Consider the following 26,397-nt stretch of genomic DNA (forward strand, 5'->3'; position numbering starts at 1 on the left):
CTTTCTCACGGCTGGGTCCAGCTCGTCGGGATGTGGCCGATCCGGACCCGCTGCGGGTGGTCGCCGACCGCCACCGTGGCAACTTTCTGCCCGGTCGCGAAACTGATCGCGGAAACCCGGTCGGCGCCCGACTCGGAGATGACGCAATCCAGGCCGTCGCCGCTCACCGTCGCCCAGTACGGCTTGCTCGCGGTGACCAGCGGGCCGGGGGTCAGCGTCGCCCGGTCGACCACAGTGGCGTAGTCGTCCATCGTCCCGGCCACGCAGAGTTTCCCGCCGTCCGGGCTGATCGACAGGCCGTGGTGCCGGGAGTCGTTCACCCAGGCGGTCCGGTCGGGACTGGTCGCCGGATTGAGCGGCAGCTCCGTCACGCGGGTGACCTTGTCGGTGGCGATGTCGTACTCGACCAGGCCCGCGAAGAACGAAACCTGGAAGTAGAGTTTCGACTCGTCCGGGGTGAGGACCGCCGGCCGGACCGCATCGGACAGATCGGACCGGCCGAACGCGTCCAGGCGGGTCCGCATGTCGATGGTCCGCACCACCCGGTACGTGCTCGTGTCGGCGATCGTGATGTGCCGGTCGCCCTTGGTCCAGTCCTGCGACGGGTCGTCGAGGGACGTGTTGACCTCGCCGATCGACATGTTCCACAGGTAGCGGCCGTCGCGCGTGAAGATGTTCTCGTGCGGCTTGTCGCCGGCCGTGAACGAGCCGAGCTGCCGGCCGGTGACGATGTCCAGCACGTGCACGGTGTTCGAGGTCGACGCCGACACCGCCACTTTCGTGCCGTCCGGCGAAACCGACATGTGGTCGGCGCGGTAGCCCGACACGGGGAATCGCCAGCGGACCGCGCCGGTGGCCAGGTCGATCGAGACGACGTCGGCGAAGCTGGGCCGCGAGGCGACCAGCGCATCGCCGGCCGGGGTGGTGTACATGTCGTCGACCAGTTGGTCGTGGCCCTCGCCCGGCCCCTGCTGGATGCCGAGGTAGTAGGCCAGTTTGATGGGGTTGAGGTAGATCTCCAGGAGTCGCTGGGTCTTGTCCGGCACGACATTGATCCGCCCGATCTTCGCGAAGTCGCCACGCGAGTGGATGACGTCGACCGTGCCTTCCCAGTTGTTGCCGACGAACATGACCTCTTGCAGGGCCGGCGCGGCGGCGCTCGCAGGCGTTCCGATCATGAGGGGAGCGGCGGCGAGCAGTGCGCAGAGAGTGCTCCGAATTCGTCGCATGTGTACGGTTCCCTTACCCGGGTCGAGGCTGTTACTTTTCGGTAACACCATGGGAACAAGCCAACGATCGACGTCGATAGAGGGCCACCCCCAATGCCGCTGCGCCTCGTTGTCCCCGGCCTACAACCGGACCGCTCGTGCTGACCGGCACAGTCGCCGCCCTCGTCCAGGACATGTCGCAGGACGAGCAGCTGGTCGACGACGTGGTCGCGTCGGCGCGCGCCCAGTTCCCCGAGGTGGCCCGGCTGCCGTGGGCGGAGAGCCGCCGGCACGTCGCGGCGCTGCTGGCGGCCGGGTTCTCGGCGTTCGCCCGGGCCGCGGCCGAGGGCGACTTCGAGTCGGATCTGGACTTCACCGAGGCCCGGCGCTTCGGGGCCGAGCGGGCCGCCCTCGGGGTGCCGGTGGCGGGGCTGATGGCGGGGGTGCACGGCGGGCGCTCGCGCCTGCTGGAGATCGCGATCAACCGTGGGCGCGAGTCCGGGATCCCGTACGACGAGCTGCTCCAGGCACTGCTCAAGCTCGACCGGTACGGCACCGAGCTGGAACGGCACGTCATCGACGGCTACCGGGCGGCCGAACGGCAGCTCCACCGGGACGACCGGACGGCGCGGATCCGGGTCCTGCGGCGTCTGCTGCTCGACGACGACGGGGCGCCCGCCGCCCCCGAGGAAGACCCGGCCCGGTTCGGGCTCCACCCCAGCGGCACGTACCACTGCGTGGTGTCCGACGTGGCCGACCCCGCCCGGGTGCGGGCCCTGGAAGAGGCGTTCAGCCGGTGCGGGGGAGTGCTGGCGCCGGTGGGCGGGCGGCTGAGCGGGCTGACGCCCCGGGTGCCGACCGGCCGGGCCCTGGATCCCGCCGTGCTGGTGGTGACCACGCCGCCGGTGACGCTCGATCAGGCCCAGGACGCGTATCGGCTGTGCCGGACGGCGCTGCATGCGGCCCGGGCCCGCGAGTCGACCGGCATCTGCGACGTGGTCGAGCTGGCAGGCGAGACGGCCCTCGGGGCGCAGCCGATGCTGGCGACGTTCCTGAGCGGCAACCTCCTCGGCGCGCTGTCCCCGGCCGACGATTTCCATCGCGAGCTGGTGGCCACGGCGGTGGCCTATCTCGACCACGGCCAGCGGCTCGACCTCACGGCCGGGGCACTGCACCTGCATCCCAACACCGTGCGGTACCGGCTGCGGCGCCTTCAGGATCTGACCGGGTTCGGCACGCCCGCGGAGGGCCTGCCCGTGCTCGAGACGGTTCGCTGGTGGTGGGCGCTACGGGCGTGGTCCCGCTCCTGACCAGGCCGGCAGCCACACGCCCTTGCGGGCTCGCTTTCGCTTGTTCAGGTATTCGCGGAGCTTGCCGAGCGCGGGATGCGCGTTGTCGGCCCGCCAGAGGATCGACATCGGGTAGACCGGCGCCGGGTCGCGCACCGGGATGAGCCGGAGGTCGTAGCTGTCCGGCCACAGGTAGCGCGAGTTCGCGCCCTTCAGGGTGGCCAGATCGGGGGAGTCGGCGATCTCGGCGAGCAGGGCCTCGTAGCCGAAGACCGGCCCGAGCACGTCGATGGTGAGGCCGAACGCCGCGGAAAGCTCGTCGTAGTAGGCGGCCCACTCGGTGCCGGCGGCCATGCCCGGCATCCAGATGCGGTGCCCGGCGAGCCGATGCGGCGTGATCTCGCGGGCGTCGGCGAGCGGGTGGCGCGGCCCGACGAGCAACTCGTGCGACTCGTCGATCACGTGGGCGCTCCTGATCGAGGCCGGGATGGGAACCGGGACGGCATGGAACGTGGCGTCGATCGTGCCGGCCTCGACCGCGGCGATGGCCCCGTGCACGTCGGCGCTGAGCGTGATGACGTCCAGCTCGATCTCGGGATGCGCGCGGTAGAAATCCTGGAGCAGCACGGCCGGCGCGATCCTCCGGCTGTGCACGTCGACCCGCAGCGGCCGCCGACCCGGACGCACCGACGCATCGGCCCGATCCGCCGCCCGCAACAACTCCCGGGCGTGCGGCAGGAAAGCCTGGCCGTCGATGGTGAGCCGAGCGCCGCGGGGCGTACGGGTGAACAGCCGCACCGCGAGATCTTTCTCCAGCGCCGCGATGCGCTTGGAAACGGCCTGCTGGGTGACGTGCAGCGTGGCGGCCGCCTCCTGGAACTGCCCCGCGTCCGTCACCGCCACGAAGGTGCGCACCGCCTCCAGATCCACGCCCGGCAGGCTACCGGTACAACGTGCGGTTGTGGCGCGCCGGCCGCTTCGTTGTTTGATCCTTTCCGCGTGCTCGCGCTTTGATGTCGCGCCATGGGGCGACAGTTTCGGTGGCTGTGGGCGTCGTATGCGGTCAGCGCCTACGGCTCGGGTTTCGGTTTCGGTGCGCTTCCGCTGATCGCCGTGCTCGTGCTGCAGGCCGGCCCCGCGCAAGTTTCCATCCTCTCCGCCGTCGGCCCCGCGGTCGGCGCGCTGATCGCCGTCCCCCTCGGCCCCTGGGTGGAGTTCCGCCGCAAGCGCCCGGTCATGATCGCGATGGACCTTGTGCGCTTCGCGGCCATGATTTCCATTCCCCTCGCGTACGCCCTGGGCGCGCTCACGTTCGCGCAGCTGCTCGTCGTCTCCGCCGTGACAGCAGCGGCGAAGATCGCCTTCAACGCCGCGAGCGGCTCGTTTCTCAAGGTGCTGATTCCCGCCGAGAAGCTGCTGATCGCCAACGCCCGGTTCGAGTCCACGCAGTGGAGCTCGATCGCGGTCGGCCCGCCGCTCGGCGGCGCCGCGATCGGCCTGTTCGGCCCGGTGATCACGGTGGTGGCCGACGCGCTCAGCTATCTGCTCTCGGCGCTGGGCATCACCGCGATCGGCGGGCGTGAGGATCGCCCGGCCTGCCCTTCGGACCCGCCGAGGCCGGGTTCTTGGGGAGCGCCGCGGTCGTATCCGCTGCTGGACGGCTGGCGGCACATCCTCGGCCATCCCGGCCTGCGGGCCCTGTTCGCCAACCAGCTCGTGGTCGGCGGCCTGATCATGGCCACCGAGCCGCTGCTGGCCGTGCTGCTGCTGCGCGACCTGGGATTCCCGCCGTGGCAATATGGCCTGGCCTTCGCCGCGCCCTGCCTGGGCGGGCTGATCGGCTCCCGGCTGGCCCGCCGCGTGGTGGCCCGCTACGGCCGGCACCGGATCATCCGCGTCGTCGGCACGCTGCGCGCGATCTGGCTGATCGGCCTGGCTTTCGTCCGCCCCGGCGTGATCGGCCTCCTGACGGTGATCGCCGTGGAGCTGGCGATCATCATCAGCATGAGCCTGTACAACCCGGTCATGGCGACCTACCGCCTCCAGCAGACCCCGCCCGACCGGGTCGCCCGCACTCTGACGGCGTGGTCGATCACCAGCGGCGCGTCGATCGCCCTTTTCACCGCGCTGGCCGGCCTGCTCGCCGACGTCACCAGCCCGCGGACCGCGATCGCCGTCGCCGGCCTGCTCATCCTCGCCAGCCCGCTGCTGCTGCCCCGTCGCTCGGCCTCGCGCGAGCCCGCCGAGCAGGTCGGCGAGCCCGCCGAGCAGGTCGGCGAGCTCGCGCGCTAGGAAGGCCGGCGCGTCGGCCCGTGGTGCGTCGGCCTACCCGACGGGCTGCGTCAGGGGTGGTTCGTCGAGCAAGTCCACGAGGTCGCGCGGCAGGCCGTGGGTGTCGTGCAGGTATCGGTAGTCGTCGTCGGTGAGCGAGCCGCTCCCGCGCGATCGGTGGCGGGAAACTATCGTGCGGCCTTTCGTCATCAGGCTGCGAAAGCGGTCCTCCTCGCTTTGCATGATTTCGCGAACGGTCGGGACTTTCGTGTCCTGCCGGAAATGCTCGACGGTGTGCTGGATCGGGTCGATGGGCAGGTCGCCGAGGGTGCGGGTGGGGTCGGTTCGCCACAGGGTGGTCAGGACTCGGCGGATCAGGCGGCGCAGCACGTAGCCGCGTTGGGTGTTCGAAGGGCGTACGCCGTCGCCGATCACCACCACGCTGGAGCGCAAGTGGTCGACGACGATGCGCACTGAGCGGTCGTCCAGGTCCCACAGATTCGGGACTGTTTTCGTCCAGGGCTGGAAAATGTCGCAGTCGAAGACCGAGCCCTGGTTCTGCAGGATCGTCAGCAGGCGTTCCAGGCCCATGCCGGTGTCCACCCGCTCGGGTACCAGCAACTCCAGGCTGCCGTCGTCGTGGCGCCGGTAGCGCATCATCACGTGGTTCCACATCTCGGTCCACCCCGGGTCGGTGGTGGGGGTGCCCTGCGGTGGGGTTTCGCCGGTCCAGACGAAAATTTCCGAGTCGGGGCCGCACGGGCCGGTCGGGCCGTTGGACCACCAGTTCTCGTCGCGGGTCAACTCGATCGGCACACCCAGGTTTTCCCAGGTGCGAACGGAAGTTTCGTCGGGCCCGATCTGGTCGTCGCCGCCGAAGACGGTGACGTGCAGGCGGTCGGTGCTGATGCCAAAACCGTCCCGGAGCAGCTCGTAGCCCCAGATCAGGCTCTGCATTCCGGGGTAGTCGCCCAGCGACCAGGAGCCGAGCATCTCGAAGACGGTCAGGTGGGTGTCGTCGCCTACCTCCTCCAGGTCGGTGGTGCGCAGGCAACGCTGCACGTCCACCAGGCGGCGGCCCTGCGGGTGCGGCCGGCCCTCCAGGTAGGGGGTCAGGGGATGCATGCCCGAGGTCGTGAAGAGCACCGGATCACCGGGCGGCGGGATGAGCGAGTGGCCGGGAATCAGGCTGTGGCCGCGTTCGCGGAAGAAATCGGTGAACGTGCGCGTGGTCCGTTCGACGTCCATGGCGGTGGTCCTTTCGGGTTGAAAACAACCGGAAGGGGTCGCCGACGGCACGTGACACGAAAATGCCGGCGAACCGTTTCCGGTCGCCGGCGGAGAAGGAAGTCAGGCAGCGGCAACCGACGAGCGGGTAGCTCGTGCGGTCGCGAAAACGGTGCTGCCGGTCATGGAATCCATGATACGAGCCTCAGCCACCGCTTTTCCTGTCGTGTTTCGTGCGCCGGGGCCGCCCTACGGGCAGCCCGGGGATCAGCAGCGTTGGCCGCGCTTCCGAACGTGTGAGCGCCAGGTTCGCCGCGTCCTCACCGATAGCGTTTGGCTGCGCCTTCGCGTGCCGGGGCCGCCACGTGGACGGCCCCGGGTCACTTGTTACGACGCGTACGTCTCGAACTCGCCGACGCGCGGGGTGCCGGACGCGCTCAGGATGTCGAAGGTGACTTTCTTGAGGGACGTCGAAGTGAACGTGATGACGCCCGAGCCGGAGCCGGTCTTGAGGACCGCGCCGGTGTCGCCGTTGAGCACCCGCCACGAGCCGATGGCGGCGCCGCCGCTCGCCTCGCGGATGTTGATGCGGGACACCGTGGTGGCCGAGCTCCACTTGATCGAGATGTAGCCGGTGCTGCCGTTCGGCGACCAGTAGGTGGTCATGCTGGCGTCGCGGACGTCGCCGTAGCTGGTGCCGCTCGCCTTGCTCGAGCCGTCCGAGCCCGCCCCGATGCTCAGGTTGGTGCCGCTGGGCTGGGTCGGGGTCGTGGTCGGCGTGGTCGGGTTGGGCGTGGTGGGCGTCGGGCTGGTCGGCGTGGGGGTCGTCGGGGAGGGGCCGCTGGTCGTCGAGCAGCTGCCGGTCGACGTCTTCATGCCGGTGTTGGCGCCCGCAGTCGAACGAACGATATTGGGTACGCAGGACGCGTTGTCCAGGCCGTAGGCGTACGGGACGGAGACGCTGGTGTTGGACGGCATGGACGGACCCGCGGGATTGGTTTCGCTGTCGGCGGCCGACCAGGTGACGTTGTCGAGAATGTTTCCGGAGGCCTGCCAGTAGCCGGCCGCGTCGGTGTAGAACGTGCCGAGGACGTTCATCGAGTCCTCGAAGTAGTTGTTCTCCACCTTGGCGCGGGCGCCGGCGCGCGAGTTGATGCCCGATTCGTTGAGGCTGTAGTAGTAGTTGTTGTAGATGTGGGCGATACCGCCACGCAGCAACGGCGTACGCGAATCGATGTTCTCGTAGCGGTTGTGGTGGAACGTGATGAAGCTGTTCGCGGTGTCACTTTCGCTCGAGCCGATCAGCCCGCCGCGGCCGGAGTTCTTCAGGTAGGCGTAGGACAGCGTCACGTACTGCACGTTGTCCTTCAGATCGAACAGGCCGTCGTAGCCCGCGTCCTCGCCGCCCGAGGCCTCGAGGTCGACGTGGTCGACCCAGACGTTTCGCACGGTACTTTCCATGCCGATCGCGTCGCCGCCGTTGGACGTGGGCGAGCCCGACTTCTTGACGTTCCGCACGGTCACGTTCTGGATGATGATGTTGCTCGAGTCCCGGATGTGGATGCCGAGCTGGTCGAAGACGGCGCCGCTGCCGACGCCGATGATCGTGACGTTGCTGATCTCCTTGAGCTCGATCTTGTCGGCGGCGGTGTTGCAGCTGTCGCCGGAAACTTTCGTGGTGTTGCCGTGGTTGATCGTGCCCTGGACCTCGATGGTGATCGGGGTGCTGCTGCTCGCCCTGCTGCACAGAGCCTGGTGGATCTGGGTGCCGGTGGTGGCGCGCACGGTCGTGCCGCCGTTGCCGCCGGTCGTCCCGCCGTTCTGGGACGCGTAGCCGATGGGGCTGCCGACCGCGGCGGCCGAAGCCTCCAGGGACGGCAGGCCGACGGCGACCACGGCGCCCACCGCGCCGGTGGCCAGTGCCGCGAACACCCGCAGCGCGACTGATCGTCTCATCCTTGCCTCGCTTCTTCGTCGAACCCGTCTGCCCGACCTGCCTACCGCCACGAGCCGACGGTCCCACGAGACAGGAAAGCGCTTTCCTGTGCGAGGATAGAGACACATCTATTACGTACGCAAGAACGAGTTACCCGGACGGCAACGCGGCCACCCGGGCCTCAGCCGCGCCCCTCGCCCGCCCGAACGCCACTCGCCCGAGCCTGGACCTGCCGCTCGGCCTTTCGCCCGCTCGCTCGCCGGCCGCCGGCCGCCGCTCGCCGGCCGCCGCTCGCTCGCGGTCGCCAACCGCTCGCCGGCCGCTGGCCACTCGGCTGCCGGCCACTCGCTCGCCGGCCGCCGCTCGCCGGCGGCCGCTCGCTCGCGGTCGCCAACCGCTCGCCGGCCGCTGGCCACTCGGCTGCCGGCCACTCGCTCGCTGGCCGCCGCTCGCCGGCCGCCGCTCGCCGGCCGCCGCTCGCCGGCCGCCGCTCGCTCGCGGTCGCCAACCGCTCGCCGGCCGCTGGCCACTCGGCTGCCGGCCGTTCGCTCGCCCGGCCGTTCACCATCCGGCGCCGGCCACGCGCCGGCTCGGCGTCGCATTGAGTCTTGATGGTCTGCCGCCCGCTGCGCGCGGAGATTCATCAAGGGGCGCACGCCGCGACTCATCAGCGCCCAGACTGTACGGCGGTTACATCGGCGGCTTGCCCGTGCGGGCCTGCGCCGATCGGTCAGGCGGAGGCCTCGGCGAAGAAGGCCTTCAAGGCGTCGGCCATCAAGCCGGGGGCGGTGCTCGGGGCGAAATGCGACTGGCCCGGCCACGTGATTCGGCGTGCGGTGGGAAGGGCCCCGGCCAGGGCGTCCATGGTGGTGGGCATGGGCTCCCAGGTGTCGCCGCCGTTCAGGAGCAGCGTGGGCACCGTCAGCCGCGACCAGCGCGACGGGTCGGGGTCGTCATCCGCGAGGGCCTCGAGGTCGTGCAGCCAGCCGATGGCCGAGCGGCGGGCCTCGGCCGGGTCGGGCTTGCGGTCGCCGGTGGCTGCCGCGAAAGCGGAAACGACCGACGGCGGGACGCGGGTCACCTCGTTGAGGACGGTGAACATCTCGGCGGCGTCGTTTCGCTCGAAGGCGGCACGATAGCGGTCCAGCAAAGGCACGACGGCGGGGCCGGAGGCGAACAGCGGAGGCTCGAAGACGGCCACGGAGAGCAGCGAATCGGGGGCACTCGCGGCGGTGTGCAGCGCCAGCGTGGCGCCGTAGGAGGCGCCCACCAGGTGGGCTGGGCGGCCGATCGTGTCGAGGATCGTGGTCAGGTCGCCTACCTCGTCCTTGAAAGACTTGCGGGACGGCGGGACGTCGCTGGGGCCGTAGCCTCGGCGGGCCGGCATCCACAGCTCGAACGACCCCGCGAGCAGGAACGCGAGCGGGGCCCAGCTGTGCAGGCCGCCGCCCGAGCCGTGCACCAGGACGACCGGGGTGCCCACGCCCTGGCGGCGCACCGTCAAGCGGATTCCGTCGGCCGCCCGTACGTCGAAGTCTTGCTCTGTCATGGGTTCTGTTCCTCTCCGGCGGGCCAGTGGGTCAACGCCGTGTGGATCGCGTCGACCACGTGGCGAAACGACGTGTCGAGGCCGCGCGGGTGGCCGAAACCCGCCGACGACTCGAGGGTCGCGAAACCGTGCAGCGTGCTGCGGACGAAACGGACCGTGTCGGTGAGACCGGGCTCCTCGATGCCGTAGCCGCGGAAAGTTGCGTAGCTCAGATCGATCAGGCGCAGGTGGCCGGCGGAGTTGTGGCCGATCTCGGGTGGCAGCTGGAGGTTGGTCGCGGCGTACTGGCCGGGGTGGGTCACCGCGAAATTTCGGTACGCGTCCGCGAAACCTGTCAGGGCCTCGTGGCCGGCGCGGCCGGCTACGGCGAGCGCGATCTGGTCGGAGAATGCGGCCGCGGCGCGGACAGCGACCTGGTGAAGCAGGGCCTCGCGGTTGCGGACGTGGCCGTAGAGGCTGGCGTCGGCCACACCGAAATGGCGCGCGACAGCGGCGACCGTCAGCCGGTCGAGGCCCAGCGAATCGGCCAGCTCGGCGGCGGCCGCGGAGACCCGCTCGGTGGTCAGACCCTGCCGGGGCATGGCAATCCTCAGGTGACTCGGGCTAAACCTAGGACCCCTAGGTTAGTACCACCGCGCGGCGGATGGTCTCCAGGTCCTCGCGCAGGGCGCGGGCCCGGTCGGCGCCCACGATCGCGCCGATCCACGACTCGATCTCGGGGACGAGAGCCTGCGCGACGCGTACGACCTCACGTCCGCGTTCGGTCGGCTGCACGAGCTTCGCGCGAGTTCACGTTCTATCTCGACGAGGACGATGCAGGGATACGGCGGGTGACTGCGGTCGCCGGTGACGTCGTCCCCCCTGGCGGGCGGGACACCGCACACGATCCGCAACGAATCGGCGGCGGACGCGGTCGCGTTTGTCGTGCACGCGCCGGGCGCCCCGATGGAAAGTTTCTCGCGGGCGGTGGCGGCGGCCGCGAGCCCGGACATGGACACGGTGCTCGCCATCGCCGCGGCCAACGGGATCGAGCTGCTCGGCCCGATCCCCGCGACTGCCTAGCGATCGTCCGGACCGGAGGTGCGGCGTCCGAGGGGCGGCGCTCCGGTTGCAGTCTCGCGGTGCAGGGAATCCGGCCCAGGAACGCCGCGCCGGACCCGGCGAAACCGGGTCCGGCGTTGTCGGTCTACGGCGCTGCGTTGCCCGGGCCAATGCCGTCCCGGCGAACGCCGGCCCGGCGCTAGTGGCCGGCCGCGTGCTCCTCGGTCGATTCGGCGATCTCCTCGCGGGCGCGCTCGAACGGGTCGCCGTACTCGTGGATGGCGCGCCGGGCGAAAGCCTGCTGCACCGTCGCCACGCGCTCGGAGCGGCCCCGCCCGAGGAAGCTGATCGCCCAGTGCATCACGGCGCTCACCCGGTTCTTGAAGCCGACCAGGTAGAACAGGTGGACCACGACCCAGATCACCCACGCGAAGAACCCGTCGAGGCGAAGCTTGCCGATGCTGGCGACCGCGGCGAAGCGGGAGATCGTGGCCAGGCTGCCCTTGTCGAAGTACTTGAACGGCTTTCCGGCCGGCTTTCCGGCCAGGCGGTTCTTGATGGTGGCCGCCGCGTACTTGCCGCCCTGGATCGCCACCTGGGCGACGCCGGGGAGTTGCTGGCCGTGCTCGTCGTCGAGGTTGATCATGTCGCCGACGACGAAAATTTCGGGGTGGCCCGGCACGGTCAGGTCGGGCTCCACGAAAATGCGCCCGGCGCGGTCGGCCTTGGCGCCGGTGGTCTCGGCCAGCTTGCGGGCCAGGGGCGGGGCGGAGACGCCGGCCGCCCAGACCTTTGTCATCGACGGGATGCGCTCGTGGCCGCGTTCGGTCTCGACCTCGATGCCGGTCGCGTCGACGCCGACCACCTTGGTGTTCAGCTCGACCTCGACGCCGAGCAGGTGCAGCTGGCGCAGCGCGCGCGTCGACAGGTGGTCGCCGAACGTGTTGAGCACGGCCGGGAGCGCGTCGACCAGGATGATGCGGGCCTTGCGCGGGTCGATGTGCTTGTACTGCCCGGGCAGGTTGCGGTGGGCGAGCTCGGCGATCTGGCCGGCCATCTCGGTGCCGGTCGGGCCCGCGCCGACCACCACGAAGGTGAGCCAGCGGTCGACGTCCTCCGGCGAGGTCTGCAGGTCGGCGATCTCGAACGCGCCGAAGATGCGGGCGCGCAGCTCGAGCGCGTCGTCGATGTTCTTCATGCCGGGCGCGTGGTCGGCGAAGCCGTCGTTGCCGAAATAGGACTGTGCCGCGCCGGCGGCCACGATCAGCGTGTCGTACTCGACCGAGTAGTCGATGCCGGGGCCCTCGACATGCACGATCTTGTTCTCGATGTCGATTTTCGAGGCCCAGCCCAGGCGTACGTCGACGTTGTCCTGTCGCTTGAGTACCTCGCGGATCGGGGGCGCGATTTCGCCCTGCGAAAGAATGCCGGTGGCGACCTGGTAGAGCAAGGGCTGGAACAGGTGGTAAGCCGTACCGTTGATCAAAGTGATGTCGACGGGGGCGTTCTTCAATGCCTTGATCGCGAAGAGTCCGCCGAACCCGGCGCCGATGACCACCACACGATGCCGCTGCATCATCACTCCCGTTGTACTCGGTTCTCCGCCATGTACAGCGCTCTGATCAGCGTGATTATGCCGTGAGTACCGACACGGTGACGGGCCCGGAGTGGAACATCACTGTGCTGGCCGGCTTCGCTCCGCCCCAGTGGAGCGAAGCGAAGCCGACGCCGTTACCGGCTCACGGGGTCCAGACGATGTTCGGGTTCACGTGGCCGGTCCAATCGAAGGTGGCCATGTTGTCCCAGCCGTCGCCGGTTCCGTTGATGTTGGCGGGATCCCAGCCGTTGCCCTTGACGGCGTACCAGGTGGGCTCCCAGTAGAAGACGCCGACCGCGCCGGCGTTTCGCGCCGTGTTCTGCACCCAGGTGAACTGCTGCGCCTGACCGGCCCAGCTTGCCGGGATGTTGTCGCAGAGCACGGTGCCGGGGATCGAGTTGGACGTGCTGTCCGCGTTCGCAGTGGTGAACTGGTACGCGGTCTCGGCGATCACGACCGGCTTTCCGTAGCGGGATTTCACGTCGGCGATGACGTTGTACAGGTTGGAAAGTGTGCCGTGCCACATGCAGTAGTACGACAGCGCCGTGACGTCCCAGGTCACGCCTTGCGCCTTGATGCCGTCGTAGAACCAGCGGGCGTTCGCGTCACTGTCCGCGTCGGCGGTGTGGATCCACACCTGGGTGGAGCTGTTGCAGGCTTTCGTCGCGTTGTAGCCCTGCTTGAGCAGCGACGCCAGCGGGGCGAAATTGCTGTTCGTAACTTGCCCCTTCGGCCACAGCATCCCGACGTTGATCTCGTTGCCGATCTGCACGCTGTCGGGGGTCGTGCCCTGCGCTTTCAGGGCGGTGCAAACGTCGTACGTGTAGTTGTAGACGTCGGTCTGCAGTTGCGTGAGTGAATGCGATGCCCACGCCGCAGGCGGATATTGCTTGCCCGGATCGGCCCACGTGTCGGAGTAGTGGAAGTCGACCAGGAGCTTGAGGCCTTTGGCCTTGACGGCCTTGGCCTGCTGGAGGACCTTGGCCTTGTTGTTGTAGCCGCTGGCCGGGTTGTTCCAGATGCGCAGCCGCATGTAGTTGGCGCCGGCCGACTTGAGGATGTCGTACGGGTCGGCGGCGGCGCCCGACTTGTTGTAGTACTTCGCGCCGAGATCGAGGCTGCGCTGCAGCGACGAGACGTCCGTGCCGAGCATGGTGAGGGTGTTCGCCGCGTGTGCGGGGGTGGCGATTGCCAGCGGGACCGCGAAAACTATCGCGGCCACGACGGCTCTCAGGGACGGTTTCATGGCGCTCCTTGAAGGATGAAAGAGCGGCCGGCGATGGGGGATCGCCGGATTGGTGCCATGGTGCATAACCGAAATATCAGAAATATCAGGCGCGGAGCGTCGGATATTTCGGCGGAGGGGGAGCTCCGGCGGGAGGGGGAGCCGCCTGGACTTCCGGCCACGGGCGGCGATGCCCGCGGGCCGGCGTCAGTCGAGCGCGGGCGAGGACTCCCGCAGGACCAGGGACGTGGGCACGGTGATCGAGAGCGGGGTACGCCCGGCGATCACGTCCGTGAGCAGGCGAACCATTTCCTCGCTGATGCGGTCGAGCGGATGCCGCACGGTGGACAGCGGCGGATCCAGCGTCGCGGCCAGCCCCGAGTCGTCGAAGCCGACCACCCGCACGTCGCCGGGCACCTGACGCCCCGCGTCGCGCAACACCGGCAACGCGCCCGCCGCCATCGCGTCCGACGCCGCGAAAACGCCGTCGAGATCGGGCGCCTGGTCGAGCAACCGGCGCATCGCCGCCGCGCCGCTCGCCCGGCCCCAGTCGCCGTGCACGATCAGCGCGGGATCGAGCTCGAGGCCGTGCGCGAGCAACGCGTCCGTGTAGCCCTGCAAGCGATCGACGCCGCCGACCATGTCCTGCGGCCCGGTGATCGTGGCGATCCGCCGGCAGCCGGCCGTCGCCAGGTGGTCGACGGCCGAGCGCCCGCCCGACCGGTCGTCCGCCATCACCGACGAGATCACCTGCTCGTAGCCGAGGACGCGGCCGCACGCGACGATCGGCAGCTCGGCCTGCACGAGGTGGCTGAGCAGCGGGTCGCCCGAGTGCGGCGAGATCAGCACCACGCCGTCGACGTGGCCGCCGGCGAGGTACGCGATGGTGCGGTTCCGCTCCTCGGGCGTCGACGCGATCATCAGGATCAGCGTGAGCTCCCGGTCGGAGAGCGCCTGGGCGACGCCGCGCAGCAGCACCGAGAAAGTCGGATCCTCGAACAGCAGGTGCTGCGGCTCGGTGAGCAGGAAAGCTATCGACCCGGACTTTCCGGTGGCCAGCGAACGGGCATGCGGGTTCGCCGTGTAGCCGGTCCGGGCGATCGCCTCGCGCACCGCTCGCACGGCCTCGGGGCTGACCCACTCCCGGCCGTTCAGGACGCGGGAGACGGTCGCGTAAGAGACCCCGGCCTCGCGCGCCACGTCGCGGATGGTGGGCCGCTTGCGCCCCGTACCGGGCGGTGTCGGCACGTGGGGGATCATAGTGCTCATCAGGCCTTCACCGCGCCCGCGCCCAGGTCGACGCGCCAGTAACGCTGCAGGCCGAGGAAGAGCGCGACCAGCGGAACGATCGACAGCAGCGCGCCGGTCACCACGACGATGTACATCGAAGGCTGGTTGGCGCCCTGGTTCAGCAGGCCGTTGAGCCCGACGGTGAGCGGATAGAGGCGATCGTCGCCCAGCATGATGTAGGGGAGCATGAAATTGTTCCAGATCGCCACGAACTGGAACAGGAAAACGGTGACCAGGCCCGACCGCATCATCGGCAGCGCCACCGTGCCGAACGTGCGCCAATCGCCGGCGCCGTCGATGTGGGCGGCCTCCAGGACCTCGGTGGGAATCGCCGCGGCCGCGAAAATACGGCAGAGATAGATTCCGTACGGCGTGATCATGCTGGGCAGCAGCACCGACCAGTACGTGTTGGTCATGCCCACCTTGGCCAGCAGCAGGTACTGCGGGATCGCCAGGATGACGCCGGGCACCAGCACTCCGGCCAGGATCAGGTTGAAGACGAACTGCTTTCCGGGAAACGCGTACTTGGCCAGCGCGAAACCTGCCATCGCCGAGACCAGCGTGGAGCCGGCCGCGCCCACCCCGGCGTACAGGGCGGTGTTGGCCATCCACCGCCAGTAGAGGCCGCCCCGGTACGTGCTGAGGTCGGCGATGTTGTCGAAAAGATGAGAGCTCGGCATGAGCGTGAAGGTCGAGAACAGCTCACCTGAGCTCTTCGACGACGCGATCAGCACCCACAGCACCGGAAACAGGCAGTACAACGCGCCGAGCAGCAGCAGGATCGTCGCGGCCGGGCTGAGCCGCCGGTTGCCGCGGCGCTCGCGGGGCGCGGTCGCGGGCTCCGCGGTGGCCGGCACCGGGGGCAGGACGGTGGAGACGCTCATGGTCAGTCCTCCTGGTTGAAGGCCCGGTTCCCGACGAGCTTGAGGAACCCGAAGGAGAGGACGAAAGTGGCGACCGCGATGACCACCGAGGTGGCCGCGGCGGAGTAGATGTCGTTGCGGGTGAAGGCGTCCCGGTACACCTTCATCAGTGGAGTCCACGTGGTGGAGATGGTGTTGCTCAGCGGCTTCAGCGTCATCGGCTCGGCGAAGACCTGAAGCGTGGCGATGAGCGAGAAGACGAACGTCATGATCAGCGACGGCATGATGATCGGGATCTTGACGCGCCAGGCGATCTGCACGTCCGTGGCGCCGTCGAGCCGGGCCGCCTCGAACAAGTCGGTCGGGATGGCCCGCAGCGCCGTGTAGATGACGATCATGTTGAAGCCGGTGCCGCCCCAGACCGCGATGTTCGCGACCGCGTACATCACCGAGGAGCCGGCGAGCACGTCGGGCGCGGCGATTCCGAAAACGGAGAGCAGATCGTTGAACGGGCTGACCCTCGGCAGGTAGAGAAAACCCCAGAGCAACGACGCCACGACCGCCGGCACCGCATACGGCAAGAAGATTGACGTACGGGCGAAAGTGCCGACTTTCGTGCGGCCGGCATCCAGGAGCAGGGCCATGAGCAGCGCGAGCCCGAGCATGGTGGGCACCACGATCATCCCGTAGGCGAAGACGCGGTAGACGCTCGGCAGGAAATCGGGGTCGCTCAGCGAGCGCGCGTAGTTGGTCAGGCCGGCCCACACCTCGGTACGGGCGCCGGCGCCGAGCCCGAGGCCGCTCACCTTCACCCGGCGCAGGCTCAGGTACGCCGCGTACGCGATCGGCGCGGCCAGGAAGAGCACGAAAAGGATCAGCGCCGGAGCGAGGAACTGATAGGGCGCCCCGGCCTTCCGGCGACCGCGCGCGGGCGTACGTGTGCTGGTGGAGAACGCCGTCAAAGCCGCCACCTTCTTTCCGAAAGCCAGGTGCGGCGGGCGCGTCGGCGCCCGCCGCACGAAATGTCAGCCGGCGACCTTGAAGCCGGTGTTCTTCATGTCGTCGACCGTGGTCTGCTGCATGGTGGTCAGCGCCGCGGCAAAGTCGGCGGCCTTCTTCGAGCCGGCGGCCTTGCCGAAGGCGTCGTTGTAGCTGGAGTACGCCACGTTGACGTTCGGGCCGTAGGTGAACGGGTTGGTGATTTTCGCGGCCTCGGCGGCGATCGAGTAGAAATCGGTCTGGTCGGCGAGGAAAGCCGGCGGCGAGGTCAGCGCGGCGGACGAGTCGACGCTGGCCGGGTAGACGTTGGCCTGGGTGGCGAGGGCCTTGATGCCGGCCGGGTCGGTGTTCATCCAGGCGATGAACTGGGCGGCTTGCGCCTTGTGCTTGCTCTGGGTGGTGACGCTGGTGGCCGAGCCGCCCCAGTTTCCGTTCTTGGGGCTGGCGGCGTCCCACTGCGGCAGCAGCGCTGCCTTCCACTTGCCCTTGGTGCTCGCCGCGTTGCCCTCGAGCACGCCGGGGCCCCAGACCGAGCTGAGCCAGCCGACCTGCGTGCCGTCGTTGAGAGCCGCGTTCCATTCGGGGGTGTACATCGGCTTGTTGTCGACGACGCCCTCGGCCACGAGGCCGCCCCAGTAGGTCGCGACTTTCTGGGTGTTGGCGTCGTTGATGGCGACCGACCAGGTGTCGCCGTTGACGCCCCACCAGGAGGCGCCGGCCTGCTGGGAGAGCCCGGCGAACCAGCCCGGGTCGTTGGCCGAGAAGGTGCCGAGGTACTGCTTCTTGTTCGCTGTGTGGATCTTGCGGGCCGCGGCGGCGTAGTCGTCCCAGGTCTTCGGGGCCTGCAGGCCGAGTTTCTCGAAGACGTCGGTGCGGTAGTAGAACATCATCGGGCCGGAGTCCTGCGGGACGCCGTAGAGAGCCTCGGAGCCGAGGGTGACCGCATTCCAGGCCGAATCGGGAAACTTCGCCTTGAGGGTGCCCGCCTCCTTGGAAATGTCGGCGAGCGCGTCGGCGGAAACCAGGGTGGGAACTTTCTGGTATTCGGCCTGCATGATGTCGGGCGCACCGCTGCCGGCCTTGATCGCGGTGAGCAGTTTCGTGACGGCCGGGTCGCCGCCGTCCTGCTTGTTGACGGTGACGTGGATGTCGGGGTGCGCCGAGTTCCAGCCCTCGACGACCTTGTCCATGTTCGGCGCCCAGGTCCAGTAGGTCAGCTCGACCTTCTCGCCGGGCTTGGCGGCGGTCTCTCCGCCGCTGCTGTCGTCGTCGCTGGAGCAGGCGGCCGTGGTCATCATGAGCGCAGCGGCCAGAACCCCGGCGAGCGGCAGGAATGTCTTTTTCATCGATCCTCCTCGATCGGCCGGCCGCGGGAGGGATGCGGCCGCGGTCGCTGCCGGAGGAGACGTGCGTCACCGAACAGGACCTGTGACCGGTTACAGTGCTGCTCGGCATGGCAATTGTCAAGCCCTTGCGTCGCGGCGGTTAACAGGCTGTATCGTGCGGGGCCAGGCGGCTGTGACCGGTTACAGCTGGCCCCTCTGTGCAAAAGGAGTCACCCGTGCTGAACGTCGCCCACCATCCATGGTCAGAGCCGCCGCGCCGGCCACGGATGAGCAACGACGAGGACACGCGGGCCGGTGTTTCGCTCACCAGCCGCTACCTGATCCGTGACGGCAGTCCCGTCGTCCCGGTCTCCGGCGAGATCCACTACAGCCGCCTTCCACGCGCCCGGTGGCGGCAGCGGCTGCGCCAGATGCGCGCGGGCGGGGTCACCGTCGCGTCCAGCTACGTGATCTGGCTGCACCACGTCCACCGGCGCGGCGAGCCGCGTTTCGACGGAAACCTCGACGTGGCGGCTTTCGTCGACCTCGCCGTGGCCGAGGGTCTCGACGTGATCCTGCGGATCGGGCCGTGGGTGCACGGCGAAACTCGCAACGGCGGCTTTCCCGATTGGGTTCAGGCGGCGCCGGTACGTCATCGCACCGACGACCCGGCCTACCTCAGCCTGGTCCGGGAGTGGTTCGGGCAGATCGCCGCCGCGCTCGACGGGCGCTGCGAGCAAGTGCTCGGCATCCAGCTCGAGAACGAGCTGTACGACCAGCCCGGCCACCTCGTCACGCTCAAGCGGCTGGCCCGGGAGGCCGGTATGTCGGCGCCGCTCTGGACGGCGACCGCGTGGGGCAGCGCGGACCTGCCGGCCGAGGAGGTGCTGCCGCTCTACGGCGGCTACGGCGACGGCTTCTGGGTCGATGCGGACGCGCCCTGGGATCCGACTTTCCGCGACCACTACTTCTTCTCGCACGTGTGGGACGACCCGGGGATCGGGGCGGACGTCCGCAGGATGCGGCTGCAGGGAATGCGGGCGGACCGGTCGCACCCGCGCACGCCGTCGGAGCTCTTCCCGCCGGCCACCTGCGAGCTGGGCGGCGGCATGGCCACCGCCTATCACCGCCGGCCGCGGCCGGCGGCTCTCGACGTCGCGGCCATCGCCCACTGCAAGATCGGCAACGGGTCGGCGTGGCAGGGCTATTACATGTACGCCGGGGGCACGAACCCTCCTCGCGACGGCGGAGTGCAGGAGTCGCACGCGAGCGGATATCCGAACGATATGCCGCCCCTCGGCTACGACTTCCACGCGCCGATCGGCGAGGCGGGGACGCTGGCCGAGAGCCACGCCGCTCTACGGCTGCAGCACGCTTTCCTCAAGGCTTTCGGCGCCTCGCTCGCCGAGATGCCATCCAGCCTGCCGGTCGAGCGTCCCTCGGGTGTCGAGGACTCGGAAACCTTGCGCTGGGCGTTGCGCAGCGACGGCCGCAGCGGGTTCCTCTTCATCGCGTGGCACCAGCCGCACGTGCCGCTGCCGGTCTACCGGGGCGCTCAGTTCCAGGTCGCGCTCGACTGCGAAACCTTCGTGCTGCCGTCGTCGCCGGTGGACGTGTCGCCGGGGACGCTCGCCCGCTGGCCTCTCGCTCTTTCCCTGGGCGGCGTGCGGCTCGACTGGGCCACGGCGTCGGCGCTCACCGTGCTGCCGGGCGCGGTGCCCACCCTGGTGCTGGTCGCGGAGGCCGGCATCGAGGTCTCGTACTCGGTCGGCGGCTCCGTCGCCACCGTTGAGCCGGGCTTGTCGCCGGTCCGGCTCCGGCAGGGCGGCGGCGAGCTGGACCTGCTGGTCCTGCCCGCCGCCGTCGCCGCCGACGTGTGGGTGTGCGAGGACGGCCCGGCGCGTCGCCTGCTCCTCTCGGAGCACATGCTCACCTGGGGTCCGGACGGGCGCATCGAGTCCACCGGGCCGGACGTGCGGGTCTACGACACGGCGGCGCGCTGTTTCGCGGCGCTTTCGCTCGAAGGCGGCCCGGGCGGCCCGGGTGCGCCGGGTGGGCCGGGTGGATCGACGGCGGCGGTGAACGCCTCTCTCGTGCAGCCCGCCAGTGGCGCGATTCCGGTCGCGTACGGAAAGTTTGAGGGCCGCCAGTCTGCGCCCACGCCGGAAACTTTCTCGGAACTGGCCGCGGTCCACCGCCTTGCGCTGCCCGCGCTCGGCCTGGATTCCTACCTGCGGATCCAATGGGCCGGGGACGTCGGGCAGCTGCGGGTCGACGGACGGGCCGTCACCGACCGGTTCTGGGACGGGTCGGAATGGATCGTCAGCCTCCGCGACGCCGGGGTGCGCGAGAACTCCGAGGTCACCCTGCATCTGCTGCCGCTGGCGACCGGATCGACGATTTCGCTCCCGGAGGACGCCCGCGACCGCCTGGCGGCGGCAGACGGGCAGCTTCTGGCGATCGACTCGCTCGCGGTCGAGGGGTGGCCGGTCTTTCGGGAGCCCCATCTCGTACGCCGCAGCGCACGGCGCATGGCGGACGGGCGGGAGATCATCTACTTCGACGACACGCCGCCCTTCGCCGACCGCGATGCCGTGGACACGCGGGCATTGCCACCGGCGTCGGGCGATCCGGAGATGCGGTACGACCCGCTGACCGGCGAGTGGATCGCGATCGCGGCCCACCGCAACGACCGCACGTTCCTGCCCGCGCCCGACGAGGACCCGCTCGCCCCCACCGTCCCGGGTGGCGCCCCGACCGAGATCGCTTCGTCGTCCTACGACGTGGTGGTCTTCGAGAACCGGTTCCCGTCGTTCTCATCGCGGGCGCCGGGGTCGCTCGAGCTCGTCGACAACGATCCGCTCTGGCCGGTGCGGCCCGCGCGTGGTCGTACGGAAGTGGTTGTTTTCTCATCGGCGCCGAAAGGTTCGTTCGGAAGCCTGACGCCGCACCGCGCCCGGACCGTGATCGAGGCGTGGGCCGACCGGACCGCGGTGCTAGGCGCGTCGCCCGACGTGGAGTACGTGTTTCCGTTCGAGAATCGTGGTCGCGAGATCGGGGTGACGCTGCCGCATCCGCACGGGCAGATCTACGCGTTTCCGTTCGTGCCGCCCAAGGCCGCCCGCATGATCGCCATGGCCGGCGCCTATCGGGGCGGGAATCTTTTCCGCGACATTCTGGATGCCGAGCGGCGAGCCGGGACACGTGTGGTGGCGACCTCGGAGCATTGGACCGCGTACGTGCCGGCGGCGGCCCGGTGGCCGGTCGAGGTCCACCTGGCGCCGCACCGGGACGTCCCGGACCTGCCGGCGCTGACCCCGGCCGAGCGCGACGACCTCGCCGTGATCTACCTGGACCTGCTCGGGAGGCTCGACCGTTACTTCCCGGGTGTGGACGCGCTCCCGTACATCTCGGGGGTCTTCCAGGCGCCGGCTCGTACCCAGCGTGACCTTTTCCGTCTGCATCTCCAGGTTTTCTCGATCCTGCGCGCTCCCGGAAAGCTCAAGTTTCTCGCCGGCGTGGAATCGGCGATGGGCTCGTGGGTCAACGACACCCGGCCGGAGGCGGTGGCCGCTCGGTTGCGCTCGCTCGCCTGAAACTTTCCGCGGTGGCCGCTCGGTCGCCTGAAACCTTCCGCAGTGGCGTGCGGTGTAGCGTGCCTGCGGTGAAGCCGTGGAAGGGCGTGGCGGCCGGTTTGGTCGCTGTGGCGGGGCTCGGGGCCGGCTGCGTCCCGGGGTTGCGGGGAACCGAATCGGACTGTCCGGGCGGGAAGGTCGCTCCCGTCGCGGGCGGCGTGGATCCGGCTTCGCGGTCCGGCACGGCATCTGCCCCATCTTCGGGGCCGCCTTCCTCGTCTTCCGGCCCTCCTGGCTCGTCTCCTTCCCTGCGGGAGTCGTTGTGGGTGGCCGACGGGAGCGGCACGGTTCGGGCCATCGGCGGGCGTTCGATAGGCGTGGGCGGTGTGGATGCGCGGGTGCCGCCGTCGCTGGCGGCCGGTGCGGGGAAGATCTGGTCCTACCGGCTCGACAGCGGTGACGTGTCGGTGATCGATCCGGGCGCTGCCAAGGTGGTCGGGAGGGGCAGTGTGCCGGTGGCATCACCGCTCGTGAACAACCGCCTGATCGTCGCGCACGGTGCTCTGTGGATCGGGCAGCCGGAAAAGCTGTGGCGGGTCGGGCCGTCCGGCCAAGTCGCGTCGCTTGCGCTGCCAGCGGGGTTCATGCCGGTAGCGGCGGCCGCCAATTCGCGGTGGCTGTGGCTGGCTTCGGGCAGGCGGTTGCTGCGGGTCGATCCGGCCGCCGTGGCCCAGCCAGGCCGGTGGGGTGAGTCGGGCCGGCCGGGTGAGCCGGGCCGGCCGGGTGAGCCGGGCCGGCCGGGTAAGCCAGGGCAGCCGGGTAAGCCAGGGCAGCCGGGTGAGTCGGGCCGGCCAGGGCAGTCGGGTCAGCCGTCGCAGTCCTCTCAGCCCTCGCCCTCTCAACCGGCCATCACCGAGACCCTGTTGCCGGAGAGCGTGGGCGAGCTGTCCGGCGGATATGCGACGGGGATCAACTCGCCGGTCGTGCGCCGGCTCGACCCCGAGACCGGGCGTGTCGTTGGCGAGGTGCGGATGCCGCACGACGAGCTGGTGCTGTCGCTGGCCGGCGGGTGGGCGATCGGCAACTGTGGCAGCGTGATGAGGCTGGCCGACCGCCTCACGGTCCGCGTCGCCGACATCTCGCAGGATCTGCCGGCGGTGGCGGCGCTCGGGTCGCTCTGGGTGGGCGACGAGGTGAGATCCGAGATCGTACGGGTGGAGGCCGCGACCGGGCGGGTCATCGCCCGGATGCCGGTCGCCGCCTCCGATCCGGACGACCCGTCGTTCTTCCTCGTGGCGGGGGCGTCGACCGTGTGGGTGCTCGACCGGGGTGTATCGAAAGTGGACACCGACGCCAATCGGGTCACCCGCGTCATGCAGGTGCCGGGGATAGCGTCAGCGGTGGCGTACTGAGGAGGCCGGAGTCACGCCGGCGGTGGCCTGCTGTGAGGGGCCGGCCCGGACCGGCGCCTGTCAGGGCCGAATCTTGATAGGTCCCGGTTCGACGGGAGCAGCAGTTCATCAACTCTGCGGTGGTCGGCGCTCGTCCGGGCACGGGCTTGACCTTTCCTCTCCGAGGCGGGCTGGGAGTGATCAACGTCGTCGCGGACAGCAGCCGATTGCGAGCGCGACGATCAACCGGTCCGGCCGTGCCGGCCCGAGCGTGTCGGTCCGAGCGTGTCGGCCCGAGCGCGCCGGCCCGAGCGCGCCGGCCCGAGCGCGCCGGCCCGAGCGTGTCGGTCCGGGCGTGCCGGCCTCGGTGATCAGAACTCGACCGGCGGCGCGTTGTGCGGAGTGATGACCTGGACGGCCGACGGGTTGACGCGGATCGGGCCGGGCAGCACGCCGTTCGCCTGCATGATGGCGTGGCAGGCCCGGCGCAGGTCGGTGCGCAGGTCGTGGTGCAGCACGGCGGAAAGCTTTCGCTGGCGCAGCAGCGCGGTGTTCTCCTCGTCCAGGTCGTGGGCCACGAAAACGTCGTAGGGATGGTCGCGGAACGCCGACACCACGGTCCGGTTTCCGCCCGCGCCCGCGTACATCGAGTAGATCGCGCGGATCGACGGCGCCCCGGCGAGGACTTCGCGGATGCCGGCGGCGACAGTTTCGGGGCTGTCCTCCGGGTCGACCACCGAGAACAGGCGGCGAAAGGACGGCATCTCGGCGCGGAAACCGGCGGCCCTCTCGTCCTCGCCGCGGTAGGAGCTGCGGCCGCGCACCACCAGCACGTCCCCGTCCCCCGCGCCGAGCCACCGGTGGATCAGGTAGGCGGCGGTGGCGCCGGCCGCGCGGTTGTCGAGCCCGACGTAGGTGATGCGCCGGCTGGCCGGCAGATCGGTCACGAGGGTGACCAGGGGAGTGGGCACGCGGCGGGCCGCGGCCACGATTTCGGGTACGTCGGGAGCCTTCAGAATCACGCCCTCGGAACGACTACGTGCCACCCGATCGAGCACGGTCACCACGTCGGCCACCGACGGCCCGTCCAGCAGATGAAATCGGGCGCGGAAAGTTGCGGGCCGCAGGCCGGGCAGCTCCGCCTCGAGCGCGGCCCGGATCGACGCCGAGAAGCGTGGCGGCGCTTGTACCACCACGTCGATCATGAAGGTGCGGCCGGCCAGCCGAACTTGGGTCCGCTGCCGGTCGAGATCCGCGATCGCCTGGCGGACCTCGCGGATCGTGCTCTCCCGCACCCCCGGGCGGTCGTTCAGCACCCGGTCCACGGTCGCCTCGCTCAGGCCGGCCTGGGCGGCGATCTCGCGAATGCGGTACGGGTGCTTCACCCGTACACCATGATGGCCTTTTGAGGGGTTTTCAAGGTTCTTCCCTGCCTCGCGGTGACCTAGCGTGACGGCATGACAACCTGGTTCACCGCCGCCGACTGCGACCTGGACGAATTCCGGGCGGTCTGCGAGCAGAAGACAGAGCCGAGCGACTATCCGCACGCGATCGACGTCGTCGACGACGTGCTGATTTTCCCGGCCGATCTGGAAAACACGAAAACGGTGCAGGCCGAGCTGGTCCGGGCCCTGACGGACGGACCCGGGATCGTTGTCTTCGCCGGCGCCTTCGACCCGGCCGTTGTCGACCGCGCCAGCGCCGTCTTCGACGATCTGATCGCCGTCCAGAGGGCAGCCGGGGTGACCGGCGGCGACCATTTCGCGAAACCCGGCGCCAACGACCGGGTCTGGGGCGCCCTCGACAAGTTCGCGCTCCGCGACCCGGCGGCTTTCGCGGCCTACTACGACAACGAGACGCTGGCCTTGATCTGCGAGGCCTGGCTGGGCACCGGCTACCAGGTGACCTCGCAGGTCAACGTGGTCAATCCCGGCGGCGTCGCGCAGGTCGCGCACCGCGACTACCACCTGGGCTTCATGTCCCGGGAGCAGGCGCTGCGCTACCCCGCGCACATCCACGCCCTGTCGCCGATGCTGACCCTCCAGGGCGCGGTCGCGCACGTGGACATGCCCCTCGACACCGGCCCGACGCTCTACCTGCCCCACTCGCAGAAGTACCCGCCCGGCTACATCGCCTTCCACCAGCCCGAGTTCACCGCCTACTTCAACGAGCGCCGCGTGCAGCTTCCGCTGGCCAAGGGCGACGCCGCCTTCTTCAACCCGGCCGTCTTCCACGGCGCCGGCACGAACCATTCCGCCGACGTGCGGCGGATGGCGAACCTCCTCCAGATCTCCTCCGCTTTCGGCCGCGCCATGGAAACTGTCGACCGCGCGGCGATGCTCCGGGCTCTCTACCCCGTCCTGCGACACTTTCCGGGCAACGTGGAAAACGTGATTGCCGCGTCGGCCGAGGGTTATGCGTTCCCCACCAACCTCGACCGTCACCAGCCGATCGGCGGCATGGCGCCGCCGACGCAGGCAGCGGTCGTCCGCCAGGCTCTCGCCGAGAAATGGGACGCCGCACGGTTCGAGCGGGCGCTGGAGGAGCAGGGCGCCTGACGTTTGCGGCGGCGCAGGCGGGCAATCCGGTGGGGATGAGCCTGATCGAGCATCGCGGGGATCGACCGGTCGTGCCGTCGTCGGCCTACGTGGCGCCGAGCGCCGTGCTGTGCGGGCGCGTGATTCTCGGTGAGCGCGCCCGCATCCTGCACCAGGCCGTGCTGACCGCGGAGGACGGCGAGATCCGGATCGGCGCGGACGTCGTCGTGATGGAGCACGCGCTGGTCCGCGGCCGGCGCGACCATCCCGCACTGATCGGGGACGCCGTGCTGATCGGGCCGCACGCCCATGTGAACGGCGCGACGCTGCACGACGAGGTGTTCGTGGCGACCGGCGCCTCCCTGTTTCCCGGGTCGGTCGCCGGCGCGGGCGCGGAACTGCGCATCAACAGCGTGCTGCATGTCCGGTCGACGCTGCCGCCGGGCACGGTGGTGCCGATCGGCTGGATCGCGGCCGGCGACCCCGCCGAGCTCTTCTCCCCGGACCGCCACGACGAGCTGTGGGCGGTCCAGGAGGGTCTCGACTTCCCCGGCACGGTCTACGGCGTCCCGCGTGGCACCGCCATGCGCGAGATCATGTCCCGTCAGGCGCGCCATTTCGGCGCCCACGCGCAGGACCGGATTCTCTGACGACCCCCGCTTCGGCCGGCGCGAGCCTGTCGCGGTGGACGCGGTTGCGGCCGCCCGCCTTGGCGGCGTACATCGCCGCGTCCGCGCGCCGCAGCTCGCCGTCCGGGTGTGCTCCGGACGTCGCCCGGATCGCCCCGATGCTCGCGCCGATGTACACCTGGCGGGAGGGCGTGTCGAACGGCAGCGCCAGCGCTTCGAGGATGCGTTCCGCGACCGTGTCGGCGGTGGCGTCGTCGGTCCAGGGCAGGATCACCGCGAACTCGTCGCCGCCCAGGCGGGCCACGACGTCTCCCGTACGGGTGATGGCGCTGATGCGTTCGGCCACCGCCACCAGCACGGCGTCGCCGGCCTCGTGGCCGAAGGCGTCGTTCACCGGCTTGAAGCCGTCCAGGTCGATGTAGAGCAGCGCGGTCGGGCCCACCGA

At 69.9% G+C, this 26,397-nt stretch carries 22 protein-coding genes; 7 read left to right on the forward strand and 15 right to left on the reverse strand.

The window, feature by feature from the left end:
• Positions 1–5: 5 nt before the first annotated feature.
• Positions 6–1,229, reverse strand: a complete 1,224-nt coding sequence (locus tag ACIA5D_RS42465) for a YncE family protein (protein ID WP_396036313.1) — start codon at positions 1,227–1,229, stop codon at positions 6–8.
• A 137-nt stretch (positions 1,230–1,366) separates the two neighbouring features.
• On the opposite strand from ACIA5D_RS42465, the gene ACIA5D_RS42470 reads away from it, so the two are divergent.
• Positions 1,367–2,518 carry a PucR family transcriptional regulator gene (locus ACIA5D_RS42470; protein WP_396036314.1) on the forward strand — a complete coding sequence of 384 codons (1,152 nt, stop codon included), beginning with the start codon at positions 1,367–1,369 and terminating at the stop codon, positions 2,516–2,518.
• Here the strand turns inward: ACIA5D_RS42470 and ACIA5D_RS42475 are convergent.
• Positions 2,495–3,427, reverse strand: a complete 933-nt coding sequence (locus ACIA5D_RS42475) for a LysR family transcriptional regulator (protein ID WP_396036315.1) — start codon at positions 3,425–3,427, stop codon at positions 2,495–2,497. The two genes, ACIA5D_RS42470 and ACIA5D_RS42475, sit on opposite strands and share 24 nt — an antisense overlap.
• 93 nt (positions 3,428–3,520) lie before the next feature.
• Between ACIA5D_RS42475 and ACIA5D_RS42480 the strand changes: the two genes are divergently transcribed.
• On the forward strand, positions 3,521–4,789 hold the full coding sequence (locus tag ACIA5D_RS42480) for an MFS transporter (protein ID WP_396036316.1): 1,269 nt from the start codon (positions 3,521–3,523) through the stop codon (positions 4,787–4,789).
• 33 nt (positions 4,790–4,822) lie between these two features.
• Here the strand turns inward: ACIA5D_RS42480 and ACIA5D_RS42485 are convergent, their stop codons facing one another.
• From ACIA5D_RS42485 to ACIA5D_RS42505, 5 genes are all read right to left on the reverse strand, one after another.
• Positions 4,823–6,016, reverse strand: a complete 1,194-nt coding sequence (locus ACIA5D_RS42485; RefSeq protein ID WP_396036317.1) for an alanine--tRNA ligase-related protein — start codon at positions 6,014–6,016, stop codon at positions 4,823–4,825.
• A gap of 366 nt (positions 6,017–6,382) precedes the next feature.
• A complete protein-coding gene (locus ACIA5D_RS42490) occupies positions 6,383–7,951 on the reverse strand; it encodes a polysaccharide lyase family 1 protein (RefSeq protein ID WP_396036318.1) in 1,569 nt (522 codons plus the stop codon).
• 710 nt (positions 7,952–8,661) lie between these two features.
• Positions 8,662–9,480 (reverse strand): alpha/beta fold hydrolase, encoded by an 819-nt coding sequence (locus tag ACIA5D_RS42495; protein WP_396036319.1) that lies wholly within the window; start codon positions 9,478–9,480, stop codon positions 8,662–8,664.
• Positions 9,477–10,061, reverse strand: a complete 585-nt coding sequence (locus tag ACIA5D_RS42500) for a TetR/AcrR family transcriptional regulator (RefSeq protein WP_396036320.1) — start codon at positions 10,059–10,061, stop codon at positions 9,477–9,479. The genes ACIA5D_RS42495 and ACIA5D_RS42500 overlap by 4 nt, the downstream gene beginning before the upstream one ends.
• A gap of 37 nt (positions 10,062–10,098) precedes the next feature.
• Positions 10,099–10,254, reverse strand: a complete 156-nt coding sequence (locus tag ACIA5D_RS42505) for a hypothetical protein (protein WP_396036321.1) — start codon at positions 10,252–10,254, stop codon at positions 10,099–10,101.
• A gap of 72 nt (positions 10,255–10,326) precedes the next feature.
• On the opposite strand from ACIA5D_RS42505, the gene ACIA5D_RS42510 reads away from it, so the two are divergent.
• On the forward strand, positions 10,327–10,542 hold the full coding sequence (locus ACIA5D_RS42510) for a hypothetical protein (RefSeq protein WP_396036322.1): 216 nt from the start codon (positions 10,327–10,329) through the stop codon (positions 10,540–10,542).
• A gap of 178 nt (positions 10,543–10,720) precedes the next feature.
• On the opposite strand, the gene ACIA5D_RS42515 is transcribed toward ACIA5D_RS42510, so the two are convergent.
• The 6 genes from ACIA5D_RS42515 to ACIA5D_RS42540 form a co-directional block, all read right to left on the reverse strand.
• Positions 10,721–12,097 (reverse strand): NAD(P)/FAD-dependent oxidoreductase, encoded by a 1,377-nt coding sequence (locus ACIA5D_RS42515; RefSeq protein WP_396036323.1) that lies wholly within the window; start codon positions 12,095–12,097, stop codon positions 10,721–10,723.
• Positions 12,098–12,260: 163 nt separating this feature from the next.
• Complete coding sequence (locus tag ACIA5D_RS42520; RefSeq protein ID WP_396036324.1) at positions 12,261–13,364, reverse strand: arabinogalactan endo-beta-1,4-galactanase; 1,104 nt, start codon at positions 13,362–13,364, stop codon at positions 12,261–12,263.
• 186 nt (positions 13,365–13,550) lie between these two features.
• Positions 13,551–14,591 carry a LacI family DNA-binding transcriptional regulator gene (locus ACIA5D_RS42525; RefSeq protein WP_396036325.1) on the reverse strand — a complete coding sequence of 347 codons (1,041 nt, stop codon included), beginning with the start codon at positions 14,589–14,591 and terminating at the stop codon, positions 13,551–13,553.
• 20 nt (positions 14,592–14,611) lie between these two features.
• Positions 14,612–15,517: a carbohydrate ABC transporter permease gene (locus ACIA5D_RS42530; protein ID WP_396036326.1), complete on the reverse strand. Its 906-nt coding sequence runs from the start codon at positions 15,515–15,517 to the stop codon at positions 14,612–14,614.
• A 2-nt stretch (positions 15,518–15,519) separates the two neighbouring features.
• Positions 15,520–16,458, reverse strand: coding sequence for a carbohydrate ABC transporter permease (locus tag ACIA5D_RS42535; RefSeq protein WP_396036327.1), 939 nt, complete (start codon positions 16,456–16,458; stop codon positions 15,520–15,522).
• Positions 16,459–16,521: 63 nt separating this feature from the next.
• On the reverse strand, positions 16,522–17,841 hold the full coding sequence (locus ACIA5D_RS42540) for an ABC transporter substrate-binding protein (RefSeq protein WP_396036328.1): 1,320 nt from the start codon (positions 17,839–17,841) through the stop codon (positions 16,522–16,524).
• Positions 17,842–18,056: 215 nt separating this feature from the next.
• Here ACIA5D_RS42540 and galT point away from each other — a divergent pair, with 215 nt between their 5' ends.
• Together galT and ACIA5D_RS42550 are read left to right on the forward strand one after the other, a co-directional pair.
• Positions 18,057–21,416: a galactose-1-phosphate uridylyltransferase gene (gene galT, locus ACIA5D_RS42545; RefSeq protein ID WP_396036329.1), complete on the forward strand. Its 3,360-nt coding sequence runs from the start codon at positions 18,057–18,059 to the stop codon at positions 21,414–21,416.
• 377 nt (positions 21,417–21,793) lie between these two features.
• Positions 21,794–22,807, forward strand: coding sequence for a hypothetical protein (locus ACIA5D_RS42550; protein ID WP_396036330.1), 1,014 nt, complete (start codon positions 21,794–21,796; stop codon positions 22,805–22,807).
• A gap of 350 nt (positions 22,808–23,157) precedes the next feature.
• Here ACIA5D_RS42550 and ACIA5D_RS42555 read toward each other — a convergent pair whose 3' ends face one another.
• On the reverse strand, positions 23,158–24,171 hold the full coding sequence (locus tag ACIA5D_RS42555; protein WP_396036331.1) for a LacI family DNA-binding transcriptional regulator: 1,014 nt from the start codon (positions 24,169–24,171) through the stop codon (positions 23,158–23,160).
• Positions 24,172–24,243: 72 nt separating this feature from the next.
• Between ACIA5D_RS42555 and ACIA5D_RS42560 the strand changes: the two genes are divergently transcribed.
• Together ACIA5D_RS42560 and ACIA5D_RS42565 are read left to right on the forward strand one after the other, a co-directional pair.
• Positions 24,244–25,344, forward strand: coding sequence for a phytanoyl-CoA dioxygenase family protein (locus ACIA5D_RS42560; protein WP_396036332.1), 1,101 nt, complete (start codon positions 24,244–24,246; stop codon positions 25,342–25,344).
• A gap of 35 nt (positions 25,345–25,379) precedes the next feature.
• The gene (locus tag ACIA5D_RS42565) at positions 25,380–25,973 is read left to right on the forward strand and encodes a gamma carbonic anhydrase family protein (protein ID WP_396036333.1); all 594 of its coding nucleotides are present in this window, start codon (positions 25,380–25,382) and stop codon (positions 25,971–25,973) included.
• On the opposite strand, the gene ACIA5D_RS42570 is transcribed toward ACIA5D_RS42565, so the two are convergent.
• Positions 25,918–26,394 (reverse strand): GGDEF domain-containing protein, encoded by a 477-nt coding sequence (locus tag ACIA5D_RS42570; RefSeq protein ID WP_396036334.1) that lies wholly within the window; start codon positions 26,392–26,394, stop codon positions 25,918–25,920. The genes ACIA5D_RS42565 and ACIA5D_RS42570 overlap by 56 nt on opposite strands.
• Between the last annotated feature and the right edge of the window lie 3 nt (positions 26,395–26,397).

Origin of the sequence: Actinoplanes sp. NPDC051513 (assembly GCF_044454685.1) — a bacterium.
Lineage (GTDB): Bacteria > Actinomycetota > Actinomycetes > Mycobacteriales > Micromonosporaceae > Actinoplanes.